Raw genomic sequence first — 17,845 nt, 5'->3', positions numbered from 1 at the left:
TGGGCCAGCGAGTGGCCGATGATCGCGTCGCTACTGCGGTTGCGGAGCGTCGCTCTCGCAAGATCATCCCGTCGCTCAATCTGGCGGCGAACTGGCTGCGCTTCCCAAGGGCGTTAGCAGCGCCGGGGATGGCGGCCGCTCGGCATGGGCACGTCATGGTGCTCAAGCGCCATATCAGCGGCAAGGTCTGGCTGGTGATGGATGCGAACAGTGGAGGCGGCAAAACCCGGCTGCATCCCAGATCCATTGCGGGGTTTCAGATTGTGGATCCGAGGGGAGCGCGGCGCGGCGATTATTCGGCAAAGGTTCGGTCGTGAATTTCCATCGCTGCAAGACGTCCAGCTTCCGACAGTGCCTCGAGTGTTCGGACACCCTTCCCGGCACATCTTATAATGCGATTGGCAATGCGCTTTCGTGCTCTATGCTTTTCACCATTCGGAATATTTGCGCATGCGCGCTCAAGCGCAACTTCCATATTTGCGAGGGCGCGTCGGTCAAAGTCTTGTTTGATCATGCTAGGCTCCTTCCTGAAAAGGACCTGTGCATCGCAAGGTCGACGGCCCCGGACCGGCTGGGTAGCGGAACGCCGAAGCCTCCGCCTTTTGAGTCCCGACAACGAGACGGGACCGCGATTCAAGCGGATGTGGCCGAAGATGTTCCCGCAGGCCAAAAATTCTGGCAGGCAAGCCGCGAAGGTCTTGATGGTTCGGGCGGCTCACGAGCTCGACGGTCTCGTGATCCCAGATCCAAAAGCCTAGGCGGCTTCACCGTCCTGCCGTTTACCGGTGGCGACAATCCTGAGCGATCCGCCCGGCATCGGACGTTGCAGCATCTTCGCCTCATCCCACGACGCTTGCATCCAGACATCGTGTTCTTCTGCCGTCGTTAGGACTGCATTGCCTTCGGATGGACCCGCTTCACTTCTCCGGTCTAGGCCGGTCTCTGGTCTCTCGACCCATGCTCTGCCACAAAGCCAATGCGGCCCGGCAGTTTTAGTCGCTGGCTACGAGACATCGCGGCAAGTGCATCCGCAAGCCCGATCCCATCAACATCGCCATTGTTGAGCGCCAATTTCTGACAGAAAGAAACGCTGGCGTCATCAACGTTGCCGTCGTCCAGTACGATATGCAGAGAGCCCCAAGCAGGGTTCTTGCACCACTTTGAGGGGGTTTGCACGGACATAAAGGAGACCTTTTGTCTCATCCAATTTACACGATAAAAGGCCATATTCACCTCAGGATAGGAAACAAAATAGGAAAGAGGTGAGATGTCAAAACCAGCAAATCACACGCCTTACTATGTTGGATGGGGAATCATCTTGGCGTTTATTTGCGGGGTCCTTGTTTGGAAGGTGGCACTTTAGTCGCCGCCGCTTTCATCTCTCTCCATCCTACCCCGGATCGGAGGCGGTGTCAGTGCGGCGTTAGTGGCGCGAGAACCGATACGCCGGCCGGTCATTGAGACCCCCTCACGGGGTAAGCCACGTCGTCGCGCGATCTGCAATCGAAGGATCAGTCTGTCCATGACATCAGATTTGAAGCGACATCGATCAGCTGCTGCCGTGGGCCTATCGAACGCAAGACCTCCGAGCCGTGGCCTGAAAGCGCCGCTTACCCTGCAACGATGCGGGCGGAGGATTTACGCCGATTAAGCGATGCTGCTCAAGAACGGTGGAGAGCATCAATTCGTCTTCCCGGATATCGTCCCTCCGGAAAGCAGAATCGAATAATGACGGACGACTGCTAGACAGATGACGCCCGTTCACGGGTTGCGTGCGCCTGTACGCGGCTTTTGCCAACCGATCTGAACGGCCGGCCCTTGCCTCGCCAGTGCGCTTCGACGGCTGCTTGCGATTGCGCGACGACCCCGCCCGGCGCAAGCGGTCTCGATCACATATTCGTCTGGTCGGGCGGTACTTCGGGGGGAAGTTTGGCCGCGCAGGTTGCATCCTTGCGCAGTTCTATTTCCGCCCCCAGCCCGAAGCAGGTCATAGAGATCGACCCCATGGAATAACCTCGTACCAACGGCTCTGGCTTTATCTTGTCTGCAGCCGCCAGACCGGCGAGATAGAGCAATGGGATGAAATGATCAGGCGTGGGCACCGCCAGTTTATAGTCGCGGTGTTCGAGCAAACGCAGGACATCGCCCGGCTCGCGCCCGAGTTGTTCGACGACGGCGTCGTCGAACCGTTCGGCCCAGTCATACGCCAAGTTTTGCTGGTCCCATTGAAGCCGTTGGAGGTTGTGAACGACGTTCCCGCTGGCGACGATCATGATACCTCGGCTTCTGAGCGCATCGAGTTTTGCCGCAAGGTCGAGATGGTAGTCGAGGGACTTCAGCGCGTTGATCGAGAGCTGCACCACGGGAATATCCGCGTCTGGATAGACGTGCGCCAGCACGGACCATGTGCCATGATCGAGCCCCCATTGATCGCGATCAAGCCCGACCCAGTTAGGCTTGACCAGTTCGACGATCTCATGCGCCAGATCGGGGGCGCCAAGGGCCGGGTAATCGAACTCGGAGAGCTGCCACGGGAAGCCGTAAAAGTCGTGAATCGTTCTCGGCCTGGGCATTGCCGTCACGGCTGTGGCGCCGAAGAGCCAATGCGCGGAAACGACGAGTAGCGCCCTCGGTCGGGGAAGATGCTGCCCGAACGCCCGCCAAGCCTCGGTGAAGCCATTCCGTTCAAGCGTGTTCATCGGACTTCCATGTCCGATGAACAGAACAGGCATTTTGCTCATCTCGGCTCCTCAAGCGCTAATCTCGTATCTCAACATTCGCCATAGTGTTAATGATTGTTGTGGCTTTCCTTCAATGGCATTGAGCAAGCACCCCCTCGAGACCTGTAGGAGAATGTCAGGCATCTCGGGGCAGAACCTGCAGCACGCGGGCGATGAAGGTGGCGAATTCAGACATGTAGTTGCGCAGGAATTCCTGCGTGGATCCAACGGTGACTTCCCCGTCATCGGTGATCAGGCCCGTCGAAAACTGGATATATGCTTCCGGGGCGTTCATCTGAGGCGAATCGCAAAAACTCAGCACGCTGCGCAAGCTCTGCTGGGCGACGGCGGTTCCGATCGAGCCCGGCGATGTGCCAATCACCGCTGAGGGTTTGCGAGAAAATGAATTCTTTCCATAAGGGCGGCTGGCCCAGTCGATGGCGTTCTTCAATCCACCTGGGATCGATCGATTATATTCGGGCGTGACAAAGAGGATCGCGTCGACCGATGCGATGGCTTCCTTGAACGTCCGCGCAACGGCTGGGTAATCGGCGTCATAGTCGTAACTGTACAGCGGAAGATCCTTGAACGAGATTTCCCGCATCTGGAGTTGCGGCGGAGCAAGTTGCACGAGCGCTTGCGCGAGCTTGCGGTTGATGGAGTGTTTGGCAAGACTGCCAATAAGGTAGCCTACCTGATGTGTGGTCACTTGAGTCTCCCGCCTGAAATTCAGGTACGCAGACCGCCAACAGCAGGCGAAGCGGCTGCTCCGATGGGACGAGCTATCTAACTCGTATACAGGTAATCCTCAGCGCATAGATGTTCTCACATTCGCGTGAATTGAATCCGTCAGTCGGAGGATTGCGAGATGATTGAGTTGTAACGTGATATCGCGCAGGCCGGCCACTGTGAAATCCTTCTGTGCTCGTAGCGTGCCTGACACGAATCAAAGTTGCGGCCAATGACGGAGACCGTGTCGCGGACCTGCGGCACGGTTGCGAGTTCCACTTGGCGGACGACGTCGGATGTACGATTGTGCGACGCACCGTCCGGCAACTGCACGCTGATGAAGAACGCGTCCCAGGGTTCGACTCGCAGCGAGTTGGTTGGGAACCGGATTGTCTGGAGTCGACCTCGCGGGTAGTAGTTTACATTGGACGGGCTCGGCCGAACATTTAACTTGCTACCAGGCGTCGTCGTTCCCTCTTAAAACCGAAGGACCTGTTTGTTTGAGCATCGCCGGCCTCTTAGCGGAATACGGGCCTTGGCTTGTGTTCGCCGTTGTCGCGCTTGAGAGCGCGGGTATCCCATTGCCTGGTGAAACCACCCTGATCGGAGGAGCAGTCTTGGCTGCTACGAGACACGATATTTCGATCTTTTCTGTCGTTTTTGCTGCAGTCGCCGGTGCGATCACAGGAGATAATTTGGGCTATTGGGCAGGGCGTTATTTCGGACCGAGGTTTGTGCGGCGCTATACCCACCGTCTACATCTGACTGAAGACCGCGTCAGCATTGCCCGATATTTGTTCCGTCGATATGGCGGTTGGCTCGTTTTCTTTGGACGATTTGTCGCGCTCCTGCGGGCTTTCGCCGCGATCTTGGCTGGCGCGAACGGCATGGCCTGGAATCAGTTTCTGCTTTTCAACAGCCTAGGTGCGATTTGTTGGGCATCTCTGTTCGGATTTGGCGCATATGGATTGGGAGCCGGCGTCAACAAGCTCGCCGGCGGATTTGCGATCGCGTTTCTTGCAATCGCTGCAGTCGTGTTGTTCTTTCTCATGCGAGCCTTTCATCGCTATGAGCGTCAACTCATGAAGTTGGCGAGGGAAGATGAACAAAGGACCCGGAGAGGGTAGCTTGTTTTTGATTCGTTGAAGGAAGCCGGCACATCGATGTTGGTGTTGGTACTTGCCCCGGCGTGAGAACTATCTACTGGCCTGACGGGTTCTGTCTTGCTTCAGCTAAGTGTGACGCCCACAGTCTCTTGTTGGTGCTGACAGGACATTAACTTCGCTTGAACACGTCTTAAATAACTTGCGGCACAAAGGAATCGGCGTGAGCTTTTGCGATTTAAAGCGCCACCAATTATGTCTGATTTAGGCGGCAACGAATCGACCCGTAAACTGGAGGGTTTGACGCATGGCCAAGACTCAGGCGCTTTCTTCCGATCCTGCGTTACGTAACCTTGATGGCCTGCTTCCTGATTTGGAGGCTCTTTACAAAGACGTGCACTCCCACCTCTGAACTCTCGATGCAGGAGAAGTGCACGGCGGCCCTGGCAGCCGATCGGCTTCGGGCTGCGGGCTATGAGGTAACGACCGGTATTGGTAAGTAAAACCGGCGTCGTAGGTTTGCTCCGAAATGGCGATGGACCCATCGTCATGCTGCGTGCCGACATGGACGCGCTACCGATCCAGGTAGCGACGGGTTGCGAGCAAAGCGACAGCAACGGACCGAGAGGGCAAGTGGTCGGCCACGTGCTGCAGCTACCGGTCGCCCCGGTCACGGCGGTGGCGTTGATGATGTGCTTTCTGCTCCGCGTCATGGCCATCAGACGTGGCTGGCGGCTTCCGGTTGCTAAAATGAGCGTGCCACGCGATCACAAGGCCGCGAACATCGATTCAAAGGACAATAAGAGGCTCTAGATATCCCTGTGCGCTGAACGATGCACGTTTGACGCCACTTGCCGCGAAACTGGTGCCCCGCGGAGACTAGAATGGCAAAATCAGTCATCGTGTGCGGAAAGCTGTTTGACGGCCTAAGCGACATGATACTTGGGCCGACGGAAATCCTGCTGGAAGACGACAAAATCATCGAAGTATCGGGCTCTGTCGGTCGCCCGGGCGGCGCGAAAGTCGTCGACCTAAATGATCGGACGGTGTCTCCCGGTTTCATCGACACTCACGTTCATCTCTGCGTCGACGGCTTGAACCTGGCGCGGCAAACGTTGCAGTGCTCGCCTGCCAAAGCGCTCGCAGGCCTCCACCATGCCCAGCAATACATGCGCTACGGCTTCACGACGCTTCGCGACATGGGCACGTTGGATCCGGAATGGCCGACCATCAACCTGCGCGACGCCATCGACAGCGGAATGGCGCGGGGGCCGCGCCTGATCGTTGCTCCTCACATGATCAGTGCAACGGCGGGTCACGGCGACATGCAAGGCATGTTCCCGTGCCGGTGCCATATGGGACTCTCCAGGGTTGCCGACTCGCCGGCGAAAATTCGCGAGCTGGTCCGCATGGAGCACGCCTTCAGCGCCAACTGGATCAAGACCATGAACACCGGCGGATATATGAGCGCCGGCGACGACCCGGCGCGAGTGACCTGGTTTGAAGATGAAATGCTGGCTCTCGGACAAACCGCGCAGCAGCTCGGGCTACCTTTGGCGGTCCATACCGGAGCCGCAGAGGGATGCAAGCAGGCACTACGAGCCGGCGCACGCAGTATCGAGCACTGTTACCTCATTGACGACGAGGGCATCGTGATGGCGGAAAAGGCGGGAGCATTTCTCGTCCCCACCATGCAAATGACTCGTGAGGACAAGGCGCTTCTGAAAGCAGGTAAGCTTCCTGAGCACGCGGTCTGGAAATTCCGCCGCGACGTGGCCGCGATTGAGGAGGCCCAGAAGCGCATCGCTCGGAGTAAGGCAAAAGTGGCCTACGGAACGGATTGCGGCATGTTCCCGTTTAGCGAAGGCGTTCTCGAGTTTCAGGCCATGGTGGCAGCGGGCCTCTGCCATGTGCGCGCGCTGAAGGCGGGCACGAGCGTCGCGGCAGAGCTTTTGCAGCGCGACGACCTCGGTGCGATCGCGCCGGGCAAGCAGGCCGATATCGTCGCCATGCCAGGAGATCCGTTCGAAGATATCGCCGCTACGGCGCGGGTGGACTTCGTCATGAAAGGGGGGCGGATCTACCGGCATGGTTCGTTAGATATCCTTCAGTGAGGCGCATTTCTGCGGTGCGGTGAATGCGAGGCTCACAACACGTCCTTTGCTATTAGCAGCGGAGTGCGCGATACGTCTGGCGTATGGATGCCGGAGCAGGCTCGGCAGCTTCTTTCCTATACAGAGAGGGTTGGCGGGGAGATCGCGGCAGCCGAGTTCTTTAACGAGCCGACGATGCCGGAGTATGGCGGCGCCCCTCCTGGCTATGACGCAGCCGACTATGCGCGCGATTTCGCCGCGTTCCTGACGTGCGGCGGTCGTCTGTGTGCACGCCAGGGACATGAAAGCGGCCTGGTGTCTGGCCGCCAGCAACGCCGAAGCGACGGCGCGCGAAATCACCAACCATTACGCCCGGCGCTGGACGATCGAGCCGGGGTTTCGCGTAAGCGCTCAACTTCCAGCGGCTCTTCCACCATCAGCGACGCAAACGTCGCCCCCGGAGCTTCTCGCGAAGCCAATTCGCCTCGCTGGCGAAGGCGCCGACGCCAATCGTAAACCTGCCAGCGTGTCGCGCCGTGCTGGCGCGCCACCTCCGACACCTGAGCGCCGGGCATCAGACTCTCGGCGACGATCCGCGCTTTCTCAGCCTCCGAGCGCATCCGACGCCCCGACGGTCCTTCAAGCCCTTCAAGTCGGCTGACGCTTCCAATCGTCGAGACGCCCAAATGGACGTTTTTTTTGCCGTCAGATTCCATTCCAAACCTCCGTTCAAATCGGACAAAGCTTCGCATGTTCAATTAGATCCCGACACCAGGGGATCAAATGAGCGCTTACGGTTTCGCGACACCAAGGACCTTCGCTTCGGCATGGGGTTAGGCGTTCTTCGCATCGCCGATCCGCAACGCCGCGACAGGCTTCTTCTTTTGAACGCCTTCGCCATCGTGCTTTTGACGCTGCTCGGCCCAGCCGGCGAGAGCCTCGGTATGGATCGCCATCTCAAGGTCAACACTGCCAAGCGCCGAACTCATTCGCTGTTCCGCTAGGGATGCTTGCTCTACGAGTTGATCCCAAACATGCCGGATGTCCCCTGCGCCCGCTTGTCGCGCGGTTTAGCGAATACATCAATCAACACGCCGCGCTAAATCAGACCTTCTCATGCGTGTGAATGAGGGGATACCTGAGGTGATCAGCTTGCTCGTTTCGGGGCAAGATATCTCAGTTGTCGAAGAGCATTTCTCGAAGCCCGGCTGCCACTCGAATACCGATACCGACAGGGAAATGGCGGAATGCAAGTGCAGCAGTGCGGTAACAGTCTGAGCGTCGGACTCGGCGGCCCGATCAAAGATGTTGACTGGGATCATCCAGCGGGCAAAGGCGACGCCTTCGTTCCGAAGGCCGGCCGAGACGCCGAGCAAGTGGTGCACGACATTGGGCATGGCGCCGAACATTTTGGCAATGAGGTAGGCAAGACGGCGGCTCGCATCTTCGGTTAGTGATCCGAAGCGGCGGGTTGCAACCCTCGCTACTTCGCCGACAGCAATCCTCAGTACCTCTTGTGCCAACGCACTACGATGTTGAGAAAAATACTTCCGATTTTTCGGCTGTCGCCAGTTCGCCTCTTCACCGCAGGATATTCCGCGAAAGGGCACGCGAGCTGCTTTGGGCCGATTCCATATAAACTGCGATCTCAGTATGGCTTGTCATGGCTGGAAGGGTCGCTGCCCGCGCGTCCGTGCGCGGACAAGTGCGCGATGGGCAGGCGCCAACCGTGCCTGATCGCCATGAAGCGAAGACCGAAGCACAAAGCCCCGCCGGTCAGCGCCGAGATGCCATAGGCCAGACCGAGCATATCGCCGATGACGACGATGGACGCGCCGACCAATGCTGCAACAGCGTAGAGATCGGAATGCAGCACCTGCGGGATATCCGCGAGGAGCACGTCGCGCGTCATACCACCTCCAATGCCGGTCAACATGCCAAGAAGAGCTGACATAACCGGGCTCAATCCGAATGCGATCGCCTTTTGCGCACCGGCAACGGCAAAGAACGCTAGTCCCGCCGCGTCGAACAGAAGCACCGGGCTGCGGAGCCTGTCGACGCCGGCGTACAAGAAGAAGGTGATGAGCCCCGCCAGCATCGAAACTAGCAAATAGAAGCCGTCCGTCAGGGCGGCCGGCGGCACCGCGCCGATCAGCACATCGCGACCGATCCCGCCAAAATTTCCGGCCACGAAGGACAATACGAGGATGCCGAAAATGTCGAGCCGGCGATTGACTGCAGCAACGGCCCCGCTGATCGCGAAAACAAAGGTACCGCCCAAGTCCAGAATATGCACGAAAGTTTCGATAGTGATCATGACGGCTCCGCCCCCGAAAGCTTACCGTATCGAGCCGGACACACGAAGTCATAACCGGGGATAAATTCAAGCGCTGGCCACCGGGTGAGGGCCACTCCACAATGCATTCGGACCCGGGGCAGGGTAAAAACGTCAGCTTGGGCCGAGCCAGGCCAGCGCGCCGACGACCAGCGCCTCGACACCTGTTTCCAGCGTCGGATGCAAAACCGGTGCGAATTGCGGGCTGTGATTGACCGGCAGTTCATTCAGCTTGCCCGCCGCCTTTGCCTCGGCGTAGGTCTTGGGATCGTTGCCGCCCACGAACCAGAACACCGAAGGCACCTGCCACGCGGTGCCGAAGCAGCCGAAATCTTCGCTGGCTGGCGCGGGGCCTGTGTGTTTCATCCGGTCGGCGGAGAAATAGCCGCGAAATGCTTCGGCGATACGATTGCTCGCGGTCTCATCATTCACGTTGAGCGGGTAGCGGTCGAGCGGCGTGATCTCCGGCTTGCGCGGGGCGCCAGAGGCTTCGGCCTCGGCATTGACGATCCGTTCGATCGCGGCAAGCACATGCTTGCGCACGCCGGCGTCGAACGTCCGCACGTTAAGCTTGATGATGGCGTCGTCGGGAATGACGTTCTCCTTGGTGCCGGCCTGCAGCACGCCGACCGTGACCACCGCCGCGTCGTTTGCGGCGACCTCGCGCGACACGATGGTCTGCAGCCGCAGGACGACGGACGCCGCCATGACGACGGGATCGATACTGGCCTGCGGCATCGAGCCATGCGCACCGCGCCCGAACAGACGGATTTGCAGACTGTCCGCCGCAGAGGTGATCGGTCCGGCGCTTCCGGCGACGGTGCCAGCGGGGCCTACCATGACATGCTGGCCAAGCACGACATCGGGTGTGGGGAAGCGTTTAAGCAGGCCGTCGTCGATCATGGCTTGGGCGCCTTGCGCTGTTTCCTCACCGGGCTGGAAGACGGCCATCAACGTGCCCTTCCAGGCGTCGCGCGCCTGCGACAGCAGTGTCGCCGCGCCGACCAGCCAGGCGATATGCATATCATGGCCGCACATATGTCCCACCGGCACGGTGTTGCCTTCGGCATCCTTCGCCGAGATTCTACTGGCATAGGCAAGGCCGGTGTTCTCGGCGATCGGCAGCGCATCCATGTCGGCGCGCAGCATCACCGTGGGCCCTTCGCCGTTGCGCAGCAGTCCGACCACACCCGTCTTGCCCACCCCGGTCGTCACCTCGTAACCAGCTTTCCTGAGCCTGTCGGCGGCGATGCCCGCCGTTCGCGTCTCGTGCATCGACAATTCGGGATGGGCGTGAATGTCCTTATAAAGCGGCTCAAGATCGGGCAGCAGCCTGACCAGGTTCGTCAGGACAGCGGATGCGCTGTTGCGGGAGGTATGCTCAGCCATGATGATCTCCTTCCGATGCCTGCCGGTGGCTAGTATCCGACTTTGAATCGTTGGCGACTGTACGCCGGCTGTTCGACCTCATCGACCATTCGCGATCGCGAAATCTATCATCAAAATATGGCTTCTACCGTGGCGTCGCTCAGCAATTGATCGCCGCCGAGCTGAAAGCGGCCCGTACGCTCATCCGGAGCGAAGTCTGCGGGCGGAAAAGGAAGGTTCAGTCTAGATCGGGCTCCGCTCTGAGTCTTTCGAGAAATCGCGCACAGGCCGTTGTTTCGGCCTTGAATGCCTCGGGAGATCTGTCCATATCGCAGCACAATGCGCACATCGCTGATGGCTTGGCAGGACTAATCAGTCCAACAGAAACGCAGCGTGCGGCTCCAGCACCGCGCGGCGATGGCCGCGGACCGCACTCAACGCCATCCGGCCATCACGCCGGACCTGCTGCATCCATTTGATGGCGCTGCTCTCGCTGATCGAGAATACCCGCGCTACCGAACGAGCTGACAAGCCGCCAAGGACTGCCTTAATCACACGCTCGCGCAAATCCGCTGAGTAAACCTTCGCCATCGCCGCCTCCGAATCAGGACAACAAATCTTCTCCCTCATCTTTCGGAAACGGAATCTCGAGTCACATCAATCCAAAACTGCTCTAATCCATTTGAGTTGACGACACTTTTGCGCTGATTGTGGATTGAGTCCCTTGAAGGTGCGCGAATGGAAGCGCCACTCGAGGCAATCGCGCCGCCTTTACTGAATCCATCTTGATGGCGTTATAGGTCGGCGACGTTTTCTCTCGTGCTCCGCCAACCTTCACGGTCAGGGCTGTCATCGCCAACAGCCGCTTGATCGCCTGCGACCGCAACAGCGTCACCTTCCGATGGAAGGACTATCGTACCGAAGGCCGCGAGCGCCAGAAGGTCATGACACTCGCAACCGGCGAGTTCATCCGCCGCTTCCTGATCCACGTCCTGCCGCACGGCTTCCACCGCATCCGCCACTACGGCCTGCTCGCCAGCGGCACACCCGCCGACAACATCGCCCGAGTGCGCCGACTGCTCGACGTGCCGGCGACACAGCCCGAGGCCAGGGATAGCAACTGCGCCGAGGTCAACGAGCCCAAGCCGCTCGCGCACCCGTGCCCATGTTGCCGCGGCCGTATGGTCATCATCGAGACGTTTGAGCGCGGCTGAACGCGCGGCGTGCTTACCACCAGCCTCGTTGCAGCGGAGGAAAGAACTGGCGGCCGCCCCGGCGCGCATTGCTCGGTTGGGGGGTCGGGTTGCGCGGGAAAAAGAAGCCGAAGCTGTCGTCTTCCTGTTGGTTGCCGTCGCCCCAGCCGTTGTCGTCCGCCATGAGAACCTCGCTCGGCTCGCGCGTGATGAAGCCGCCCTGGGGCTGGTCGCTCAGCACCGCAACAAACTCGGTACGATAGTTGGTCTCCTCGCTCAGCGGCTCGTCGGAGACGACGATCGAGGATTGCGGCAATGCGGTCGGCGCGATGCGATCGAGGACTTCCTTTGGGATGGTGATGCGGTCGAGCGCGTTTTTGGCGCCATCCCCATTCTCGATCGTGACGGCGGTCCAGCGCAGGCCCGCGTCGTTGCGCGCCACCGCCGTGAACACATGCGTGCCGAGTGGTTTGCCGGGATCGCGGATCGTGACCGAGACCTCGATGGTCGCATCGAACACCTCGCCGCCCCCGTCCGGCGCCGGCTTATGCGTGTTGCGCCGAACGTAAAGCGTTCGCGTCGCGCGACTGATGTAGATCGAGACCGGCTCGAGCGCGAGCTTTGCGTCGAGCGCCGCCTTGGCGGTGTCGGCGTTTTTTGTCTGAGCCGTCTTGGCCGCTTCTTTTGCGGCGCTGGCTGCGTCGAGCTTTGATGTCGCGTCCGCCTTGGCGGTGTCGAACTGGGTCCCCAGCTCCGCTGCCTTGGCGGCGGCCTTTTGCTGACGGTCCTCGGCCTTCGCCCTGGCCTGGTCGGTCTTGGCCGCGGCCAGCGCCTTGTCGGCGGATACGAGCTCGGCGTCGGCCCGGGCCTTGAACCGTTCCAGCTTGCGCAGAGACGCGGCTAACGGCGCCGACTCGCGAGCTGCTATCGTAGCAGTCTTCCTGGCCTCGTCGGCCGTCGTGGCGGCGTCCATGGCCTCGCGTGCGAGCGCCTCGGCCTTTGCCGAAGCAGCTGTAATGATTTCCGCGTTCGGCGCGAAGAGCGATAGTGTCGGGTGAGAAAAGTCGACCGGAGCCGCATCGTTCGGCGAGATGATCACGCGCATCCCGATCCGCGTCTTGTCGAACAGCTTTTCCGCAAAGCCGTAAGGCATTCGCACGCAGCCGTGTGAGGCCGCATAGCCGGGCAACGGCCCGCCATGCAATGCAAGGCCGTTCCAGGTGATGCGTTGCATGTTCGGCATCCAGGCGTCGTCATACATGGTGGAGTGGTGGTCCTTGTCCTTCTCGATGATGGCGAAGACGCCGGCTGGCGTCTCGCGCTCCTTGATGCCGGTCGATACCGGCGCGCGCAGGATCCAGCCCTCGGCATCATAGAACGTGACCTGCTGACTCTTGAGCGACACGATTGCCATGATCGGCTCGCCTGCCTCGCGTGGCGCCGTCGTCTCGGCGGGTTGCGCGCGGCGCGCCTGCTTCGCTGTGGCGTCGGAGATCGGTGCGATCAGCGCGGCCATCCCCGCGAGCATCACGACGACTCTATTTCCCCAACGGCGCAGCGCCAGGGTAGATTTCGCCGATGTCAATCGGTTCACCATTCCATTTCCCGTTGCAGCGCGTGTCCGCTGCCGTGACCAACCTCAGATATCCGACTCGCGAGGAACAAGCATGCTCACAGCTGAAATGGCACCAAACGGACAGCGAGCGCACAGGCAACACTTCAGGCAAACGGGCACGGCCTGCTCAGTTGCGGCGCATTCCTTGTCAGAACAATCATCGTGTCAATGCTCGGCTGTGCAATCCAGTTCCAATGAGGCTGGAATGATGAACCCGCGGCGACTCTCGACAATGCCAACGCCCGTGTTGCTGTCCGTCGTTTTCGCGATCGGAATTGTCGGCCTACTCGCGACGAGGTCGGAAGGACTCCAGACCACGGGCGCGGTGCCACTCACCAAAGATGTCGCCCACGCACCGATCGTTCTGCATATGCCGGAGCCGGTAGTTGAAACGGCCCCGGCCCATGCGTCGGATGCGCCGCCAATCGAACCAGCGCCGGTGCAAGTCGCAAGCGTGAATCCGTCGGATGTCGAACCTGTCGACACCGCCAAAGCCACGACCTCCATCGAGATTGTCGACGAGTGCCTGATCATGGACGTCTGCATCGATCGGTATCTGTGGGCGCTTTATCAACGCACGCCCAAGGAAGACGCCATCAAGACGCTTGAATGGAGGGACGTCGCCGTCAAGCAAAAGGGCAAGATGGTGAATGTGTCCAGAGCCGTCACCAAGCTTGTCGATCAAGATTTCGGGTGGAAGGATCCGAAGGCAGCGGAACATGCCGGCATGCCGATGATTGACTATGTGATCGGCGGCATGGACCGGAGCTTCAAGCTGAAATTGTTTCATATGCTTCATGCGGCGCAGGCGGCGGGCCTTTCGCCCGGCATTACCAGCGGATTCCGTGACGACTACCGCCAGTCGATTGCAAGCGGCCTCAAGGCGGCGAATAACCGATCGTATCATGGCGGCAGCTTGCGCGGTGGCTATGGGCATGGGCTCGCGGCCGATGTTGTGAGTGTCGAGGGCGGCACGCGTGACCGGCGATTTGCTTCCTCGGTAAAGCTCTGGCAGTGGATTGATACGCATGGGAAGGAGTTCGGAATCGGACGCCCGTATCTCGGCAGGGACCCGGCGCATGTCGCACCGGTCGACGGCCAGGAATACGCGAAGCACAACCACGGCGCCCAACAGGCGGCGGCGGACATGAAGAAGATCGACGTGAAGAAGGTGAAGGGCGCTGCCGCTCGCGAGCCCTCAGAGCCGATCCAGGAAGAACTTGAGTCAGATGAGTCGGTTGTGATTCGATGTCCTGGAGCGATCCGTGACAGGAGCACACGATGTGGAAGCCTGAACACCGTCTGACGGCTGACCGGCGCAGCCAGCGCTATCCCAGTGATTTGAGTGATGCGGAGTGGGTGCTTGTTGCTGCAATGATCCCGCCGGCGCGACGAGGCGGACGCCGCCGTTCGGTCGACGTCCGCGAGGTGTTGAACGCGATCTTCTATGTGCTGTCGACCGGCTGCCAATGGAAGGCGATGCCGAAAGACCTGCCGCCCAAGAGCACGGCGCATTTCTACTTCATGTTATGGGATTGGGACGGCACGTTGGATCGTATTCACGATACACTCTATGTAGCGACACGCGAAGCAGCCGGACGCGAGGCGAGTCCCACCGTTGCAATCATCGACGCCCAAAGCAGCAAGGCAGCGCAAAAAGGGGCTCTGCACTCGACCCGCAGGGCTTTGATGCGGGCAAGGAGCGACAACGAAGACGTTGCGCTGAGATCACGGGCCGCAAGCGTCACATCCTCGTCGACACACTCGGCCTCTTGCTCGGCGTGAGCGTCCATGCCGCCGATATTCAGGACCGCGACGGCGCGCATGACCTGCTACGCCGAGCGCGGCGGCGCTTTCCCTTCGTCGATCGGATTTTCGCCGATGGCAGCTATCAGGGACCAAAAATGGCGAAGACTGTCGCCGCGACGGGACGCTGGAAGATCGAGATCGTCAAGCGTTCCGATCTCCATCGCTTCGTCGTGCTGCCCAAGCGCTGGATCGTCGAACGGACTTTCGCCTGGATCAGCCGCAATCGTCGCCTGATGCGCGATTTTGAGCGCTACACCAGGACCGTCGCAGCCTTCGTCCGCCTCGCCATGATCCGCGTCATGCTCAGGCGCCTCACACGCTCAACCCAATGCTCTTGAATCCAATCTTCTTGGATCGGCTCTCAGGCCCCGCGAAGAGCCCGAGAACTGCAGCTGCTTCAAAGCTGAAAGCAAGCTGAGTGGCTTGGGATAAGGCACGTTCGAGATGCCATTCGTGAACGATGCCGTCTGCGTCAACGAAGTCCAGAAAGTAGGGATCCTTGAAGAGCTCCGACGCAGCCCTTTGCTCTCGGCGGGCAGCGTTCGGTCGAAATTGGTAATTGCCTTACCTTGGCGTTCGTGCAGGCGGGTTTCGATTTAATGCTGAAGGACACTTCGCTTCCAGCCGGCCTCGGCGGCAGCATCCGCGTACCAATTTCTTAGAGCCAGATCTCCAATTTTATCGAGAAGAAGCTGGTTGGGGCCCCAAGGAAATTTGGCAGCAGCGTGCTGCCAAATTGGAACCTCCCCGTAAGCCGCTGCAGCGGGCGGCGCCGTGATCGGCGGCGCGGAGCCGAGGAATGATCAGGCCGGACCTGTAGAGTATATCCCGCTGCACGCGGGGCGCGTCGAGATATTGGCCGGCCTTGCGGACAGAGATCGTGGCTGCCGAGGCCTCTCTCGCCGTCAGGGAGCCGTTCTCAGCATCGAACAGGCAATTTCCCTCCGCGAGATCAGCTGCGTTCTGGGAGAGCGCTCCAGACGCCCCGAGAAGCTTCCGGAGACGTTTCCGATGTAGCCCGGTTTCCTTCGAGAGCGTCCGGATCGAGTGCAGGGTTCGGTGTTCGACCGTTTTGCCGAACACGGTGTCGCCAGGTTGGGGGCGAGCTGAAGCTCGCCCCCAACCTCTCTTATTTTTCACTCAGCGCCGCGGCGTCGAACTAGGGGACCTACTTTCTTTGCCCCGATTAGGGGACCAACTTTGCCCACGGCTGCAATGCAGTGCGGCGCCGGGCAAAGTACGTCCCCTAATGTCTCTACAAAGCATTGATATCGCTTACTCCAAATGTTGAGCGGCGATGCGTAAATCGGCAGCCCCGGGCATCCAAACCGGCAAGCAACCTTCAGGCATGGCGATCAATCGCGCGGGAAATTTGGCCCTGGTTGTCAATCGTGCGGACAACAGCGTGAGCGTCTTGTCGATTTCCGGAAAGACCGTCGCCGTCGTCGGCACGGTGGCGCTCGCGCCTGCCGACGCGCCGAGCCAGCAACCATCCGCCGTGGCCATCACGCCCGACGGTAAGTGCGCGCTGGTGGCCAAGGCGACGGCGAACAAGGTCGCCCTCCTCGATATCGATGGTACTACGGTGACCTACAAAGGTTATGACATGCTAACTGGCGTGTTTCCGTACAACGTCCAGATCACCGCAGACGGCAGGCTCGGCCTGGTCAATCACGACGGCAATGCCGGGGTCGCCGACGGTCAGGTGAGCACGGTGGCGGTCATCGACATGACGCTCGATCCGCCGCGTGAAGTCGACCAAGTGGTGGTGGGGGACGGGCCGGAAGGTTTGGCGGTAAGCCCGACCGGCGCCTATGCCGTGACGCTCCTGACCAATGGCTCCGGCGGCTCCGTGCCAAACAAGGCCTTTTTCCGTCACGACCATGCGGTTGCGGTGCTTCTCAAGACCGACGGCAAGAAGGTGCGTAAGCTGGGCGAGACTGAGGTCGGCGCCTTGGCCGAAGGAATTGCCTTCAGTCCCGACGGACAGTTCCTGTATATTGCCAATTTGGGCGAACAGGAGCTGGCCACTTACCGGCTCGCCGCTAACAAACTGGTGCCAGTGGGTTTACCACTCAAGCTTCCCGGCCATCCCGCCTCTATGCGCGGCAGCACGCCCTGATCAGGTGCGGGGAGAGCCGGGGCGAAAAGGCTTTCGTCGACGTGTTCTTGTCTCCAAGGGGAACGTCAAAGAGCGAGTGATCGAGAGGTGCCATGCGCACGTCAACCTCCGCACATGTGAAGGTTTGCGGATGCCGGCCCCACGATGGTGGCGCGGCGCACGCCGGGGCCGGCGTACGCAAACCTTCAATGGAGGAAACCGCGGGATGTCGGGCGAGGTGGCGCGTCAGATGCTATGGGGATTTCGGCGCTGGCGGTCTGTTGCCGAGGTGCGATGACCGCCTGTTGGGAAGCGGTCAATGGAGTGGCGAGCTTGGTCGGCCGATCGCGATGGGCAGAACAGGCGCGGCGCGGCGGAGATTGATCGATGAGTCGGTTGCCCTGCTCGGCCAGGAGATTGATTTGCAACTCGAGATGATCGCGCCTTTCAGAGGTACGATCGATGGCGTTTTGCCGCATCAGCACGCAGGAGGTCAACAGCACGACCTCCAGCGACAGAAACGTCGCCAGCAGCGGAAAAGGATAAGGGTCGATGGCTTGATGAGAGGAGACCAGGCTATTCAGCGCGATCCAAAGGCAAACTGCAAGACATTGGGCGGAGAGAAAATGGGTGGTCCCGAAGAACCACCCGATCGCATGAAAAATGCGGTGATGAAGGGCGAGCTCTTTTTCGTCCTCCTTTTCGAAGCGCAGAATGGCTTCAATGTTATTACGAGCTTGTGACGGCGCGCGCGTGCTTTGCGAACCGCGCGCCGTCAT

19 protein-coding genes and 1 pseudogene are annotated in these 17,845 nt (G+C 60.1%); 8 read left to right on the top strand and 12 right to left on the bottom strand.

Annotated elements, in window-relative coordinates:
* Positions 1-11: 11 nt before the first annotated feature.
* Positions 12-317 (top strand): hypothetical protein, encoded by a 306-nt coding sequence (locus NHAM_RS20375; protein ID WP_347336425.1) that lies wholly within the window; start codon positions 12-14, stop codon positions 315-317.
* Here the strand turns inward: NHAM_RS20375 and NHAM_RS25435 are convergent.
* The 4 genes from NHAM_RS25435 to NHAM_RS20360 form a co-directional block, all read right to left on the bottom strand.
* Positions 293-514 (bottom strand): hypothetical protein, encoded by a 222-nt coding sequence (locus NHAM_RS25435; protein ID WP_081435046.1) that lies wholly within the window; start codon positions 512-514, stop codon positions 293-295. The genes NHAM_RS20375 and NHAM_RS25435 overlap by 25 nt on opposite strands.
* A gap of 416 nt (positions 515-930) precedes the next feature.
* Positions 931-1,227, bottom strand: a complete 297-nt coding sequence (locus tag NHAM_RS20370; RefSeq protein WP_041358495.1) for a hypothetical protein — start codon at positions 1,225-1,227, stop codon at positions 931-933.
* Positions 1,228-1,889: 662 nt separating this feature from the next.
* Positions 1,890-2,732 carry a 4,5-DOPA dioxygenase extradiol gene (gene ygiD, locus NHAM_RS20365; protein WP_198137053.1) on the bottom strand — a complete coding sequence of 281 codons (843 nt, stop codon included), beginning with the start codon at positions 2,730-2,732 and terminating at the stop codon, positions 1,890-1,892.
* 124 nt (positions 2,733-2,856) lie between these two features.
* Positions 2,857-3,429 carry an NADPH-dependent FMN reductase gene (locus tag NHAM_RS20360; protein WP_011512279.1) on the bottom strand — a complete coding sequence of 191 codons (573 nt, stop codon included), beginning with the start codon at positions 3,427-3,429 and terminating at the stop codon, positions 2,857-2,859.
* Positions 3,430-3,949: 520 nt separating this feature from the next.
* Between NHAM_RS20360 and NHAM_RS20355 the strand changes: the two genes are divergently transcribed.
* The 3 genes from NHAM_RS20355 (at position 3,950) to NHAM_RS20345 (ending at position 6,666) form a co-directional block, all read left to right on the top strand.
* A complete protein-coding gene (locus tag NHAM_RS20355; RefSeq protein WP_041358492.1) occupies positions 3,950-4,576 on the top strand; it encodes a DedA family protein in 627 nt (208 codons plus the stop codon).
* A gap of 525 nt (positions 4,577-5,101) precedes the next feature.
* Positions 5,102-5,365: a hypothetical protein gene (locus NHAM_RS28550; protein ID WP_041358491.1), complete on the top strand. Its 264-nt coding sequence runs from the start codon at positions 5,102-5,104 to the stop codon at positions 5,363-5,365.
* Between the two features lie 89 nt (positions 5,366-5,454).
* Complete coding sequence (locus NHAM_RS20345) at positions 5,455-6,666, top strand: metal-dependent hydrolase family protein (RefSeq protein ID WP_198136969.1); 1,212 nt, start codon at positions 5,455-5,457, stop codon at positions 6,664-6,666.
* Between the two features lie 335 nt (positions 6,667-7,001).
* On the opposite strand, the gene NHAM_RS20340 is transcribed toward NHAM_RS20345, so the two are convergent.
* The 6 genes from NHAM_RS20340 to NHAM_RS20320 form a co-directional block, all read right to left on the bottom strand.
* Entirely contained in the window at positions 7,002-7,361 is a 360-nt protein-coding gene (locus NHAM_RS20340) for a transposase (RefSeq protein ID WP_245269958.1), read from the bottom strand.
* 117 nt (positions 7,362-7,478) lie between these two features.
* Positions 7,479-7,634: a hypothetical protein gene (locus NHAM_RS29425; RefSeq protein WP_157043711.1), complete on the bottom strand. Its 156-nt coding sequence runs from the start codon at positions 7,632-7,634 to the stop codon at positions 7,479-7,481.
* A 93-nt stretch (positions 7,635-7,727) separates the two neighbouring features.
* Positions 7,728-8,255, bottom strand: coding sequence for a hypothetical protein (locus tag NHAM_RS27060; protein ID WP_011512274.1), 528 nt, complete (start codon positions 8,253-8,255; stop codon positions 7,728-7,730).
* Positions 8,256-8,293: 38 nt separating this feature from the next.
* On the bottom strand, positions 8,294-8,962 hold the full coding sequence (locus NHAM_RS20330) for a trimeric intracellular cation channel family protein (RefSeq protein ID WP_011512273.1): 669 nt from the start codon (positions 8,960-8,962) through the stop codon (positions 8,294-8,296).
* Between the two features lie 132 nt (positions 8,963-9,094).
* Positions 9,095-10,369: a M20 family metallopeptidase gene (locus tag NHAM_RS20325; RefSeq protein WP_011512272.1), complete on the bottom strand. Its 1,275-nt coding sequence runs from the start codon at positions 10,367-10,369 to the stop codon at positions 9,095-9,097.
* Positions 10,370-10,720: 351 nt separating this feature from the next.
* Entirely contained in the window at positions 10,721-10,939 is a 219-nt protein-coding gene (locus tag NHAM_RS20320; protein WP_041359307.1) for an IS630 transposase-related protein, read from the bottom strand.
* A gap of 242 nt (positions 10,940-11,181) precedes the next feature.
* Between NHAM_RS20320 and NHAM_RS20315 the strand changes: the two are divergent.
* Positions 11,182-11,562, top strand: a pseudogene (locus NHAM_RS20315) (transposase); the annotation flags it as partial.
* Positions 11,563-11,575: 13 nt separating this feature from the next.
* On the opposite strand, the gene NHAM_RS20310 reads toward NHAM_RS20315, so the two are convergent.
* A complete protein-coding gene (locus NHAM_RS20310; protein WP_011512270.1) occupies positions 11,576-13,138 on the bottom strand; it encodes a L,D-transpeptidase in 1,563 nt (520 codons plus the stop codon).
* Positions 13,139-13,388: 250 nt separating this feature from the next.
* Here NHAM_RS20310 and NHAM_RS20305 point away from each other — a divergent pair, with 250 nt between their 5' ends.
* The 3 genes from NHAM_RS20305 (at position 13,389) to NHAM_RS20285 (ending at position 17,087) form a co-directional block, all read left to right on the top strand.
* Positions 13,389-14,462, top strand: coding sequence for a D-alanyl-D-alanine carboxypeptidase family protein (locus tag NHAM_RS20305; protein ID WP_245269957.1), 1,074 nt, complete (start codon positions 13,389-13,391; stop codon positions 14,460-14,462).
* A protein-coding gene (locus NHAM_RS25420; RefSeq protein ID WP_086008333.1) for an IS5 family transposase occupies positions 14,438-15,303 on the top strand; the annotation gives its coding sequence in 2 pieces (ribosomal slippage) (positions 14,438-14,816 and positions 14,816-15,303; 867 coding nt in all). The genes NHAM_RS20305 and NHAM_RS25420 overlap by 25 nt, the downstream gene beginning before the upstream one ends.
* 959 nt (positions 15,304-16,262) lie before the next feature.
* Positions 16,263-17,087: a beta-propeller fold lactonase family protein gene (locus NHAM_RS20285; protein ID WP_011512268.1), complete on the top strand. Its 825-nt coding sequence runs from the start codon at positions 16,263-16,265 to the stop codon at positions 17,085-17,087.
* 185 nt (positions 17,088-17,272) lie between these two features.
* Here the strand turns inward: NHAM_RS20285 and NHAM_RS24205 are convergent, their stop codons facing one another.
* Complete coding sequence (locus NHAM_RS24205) at positions 17,273-17,845, bottom strand: DUF1003 domain-containing protein (protein ID WP_011512267.1); 573 nt, start codon at positions 17,843-17,845, stop codon at positions 17,273-17,275.

The organism is Nitrobacter hamburgensis X14 (genome assembly GCF_000013885.1).
GTDB classification, from domain to species: domain Bacteria; phylum Pseudomonadota; class Alphaproteobacteria; order Rhizobiales; family Xanthobacteraceae; genus Nitrobacter; species Nitrobacter hamburgensis.
The sequence above is the reverse complement of the archived record's forward strand: the minus strand, read 5'-3'. Positions and strand labels throughout refer to the sequence as shown.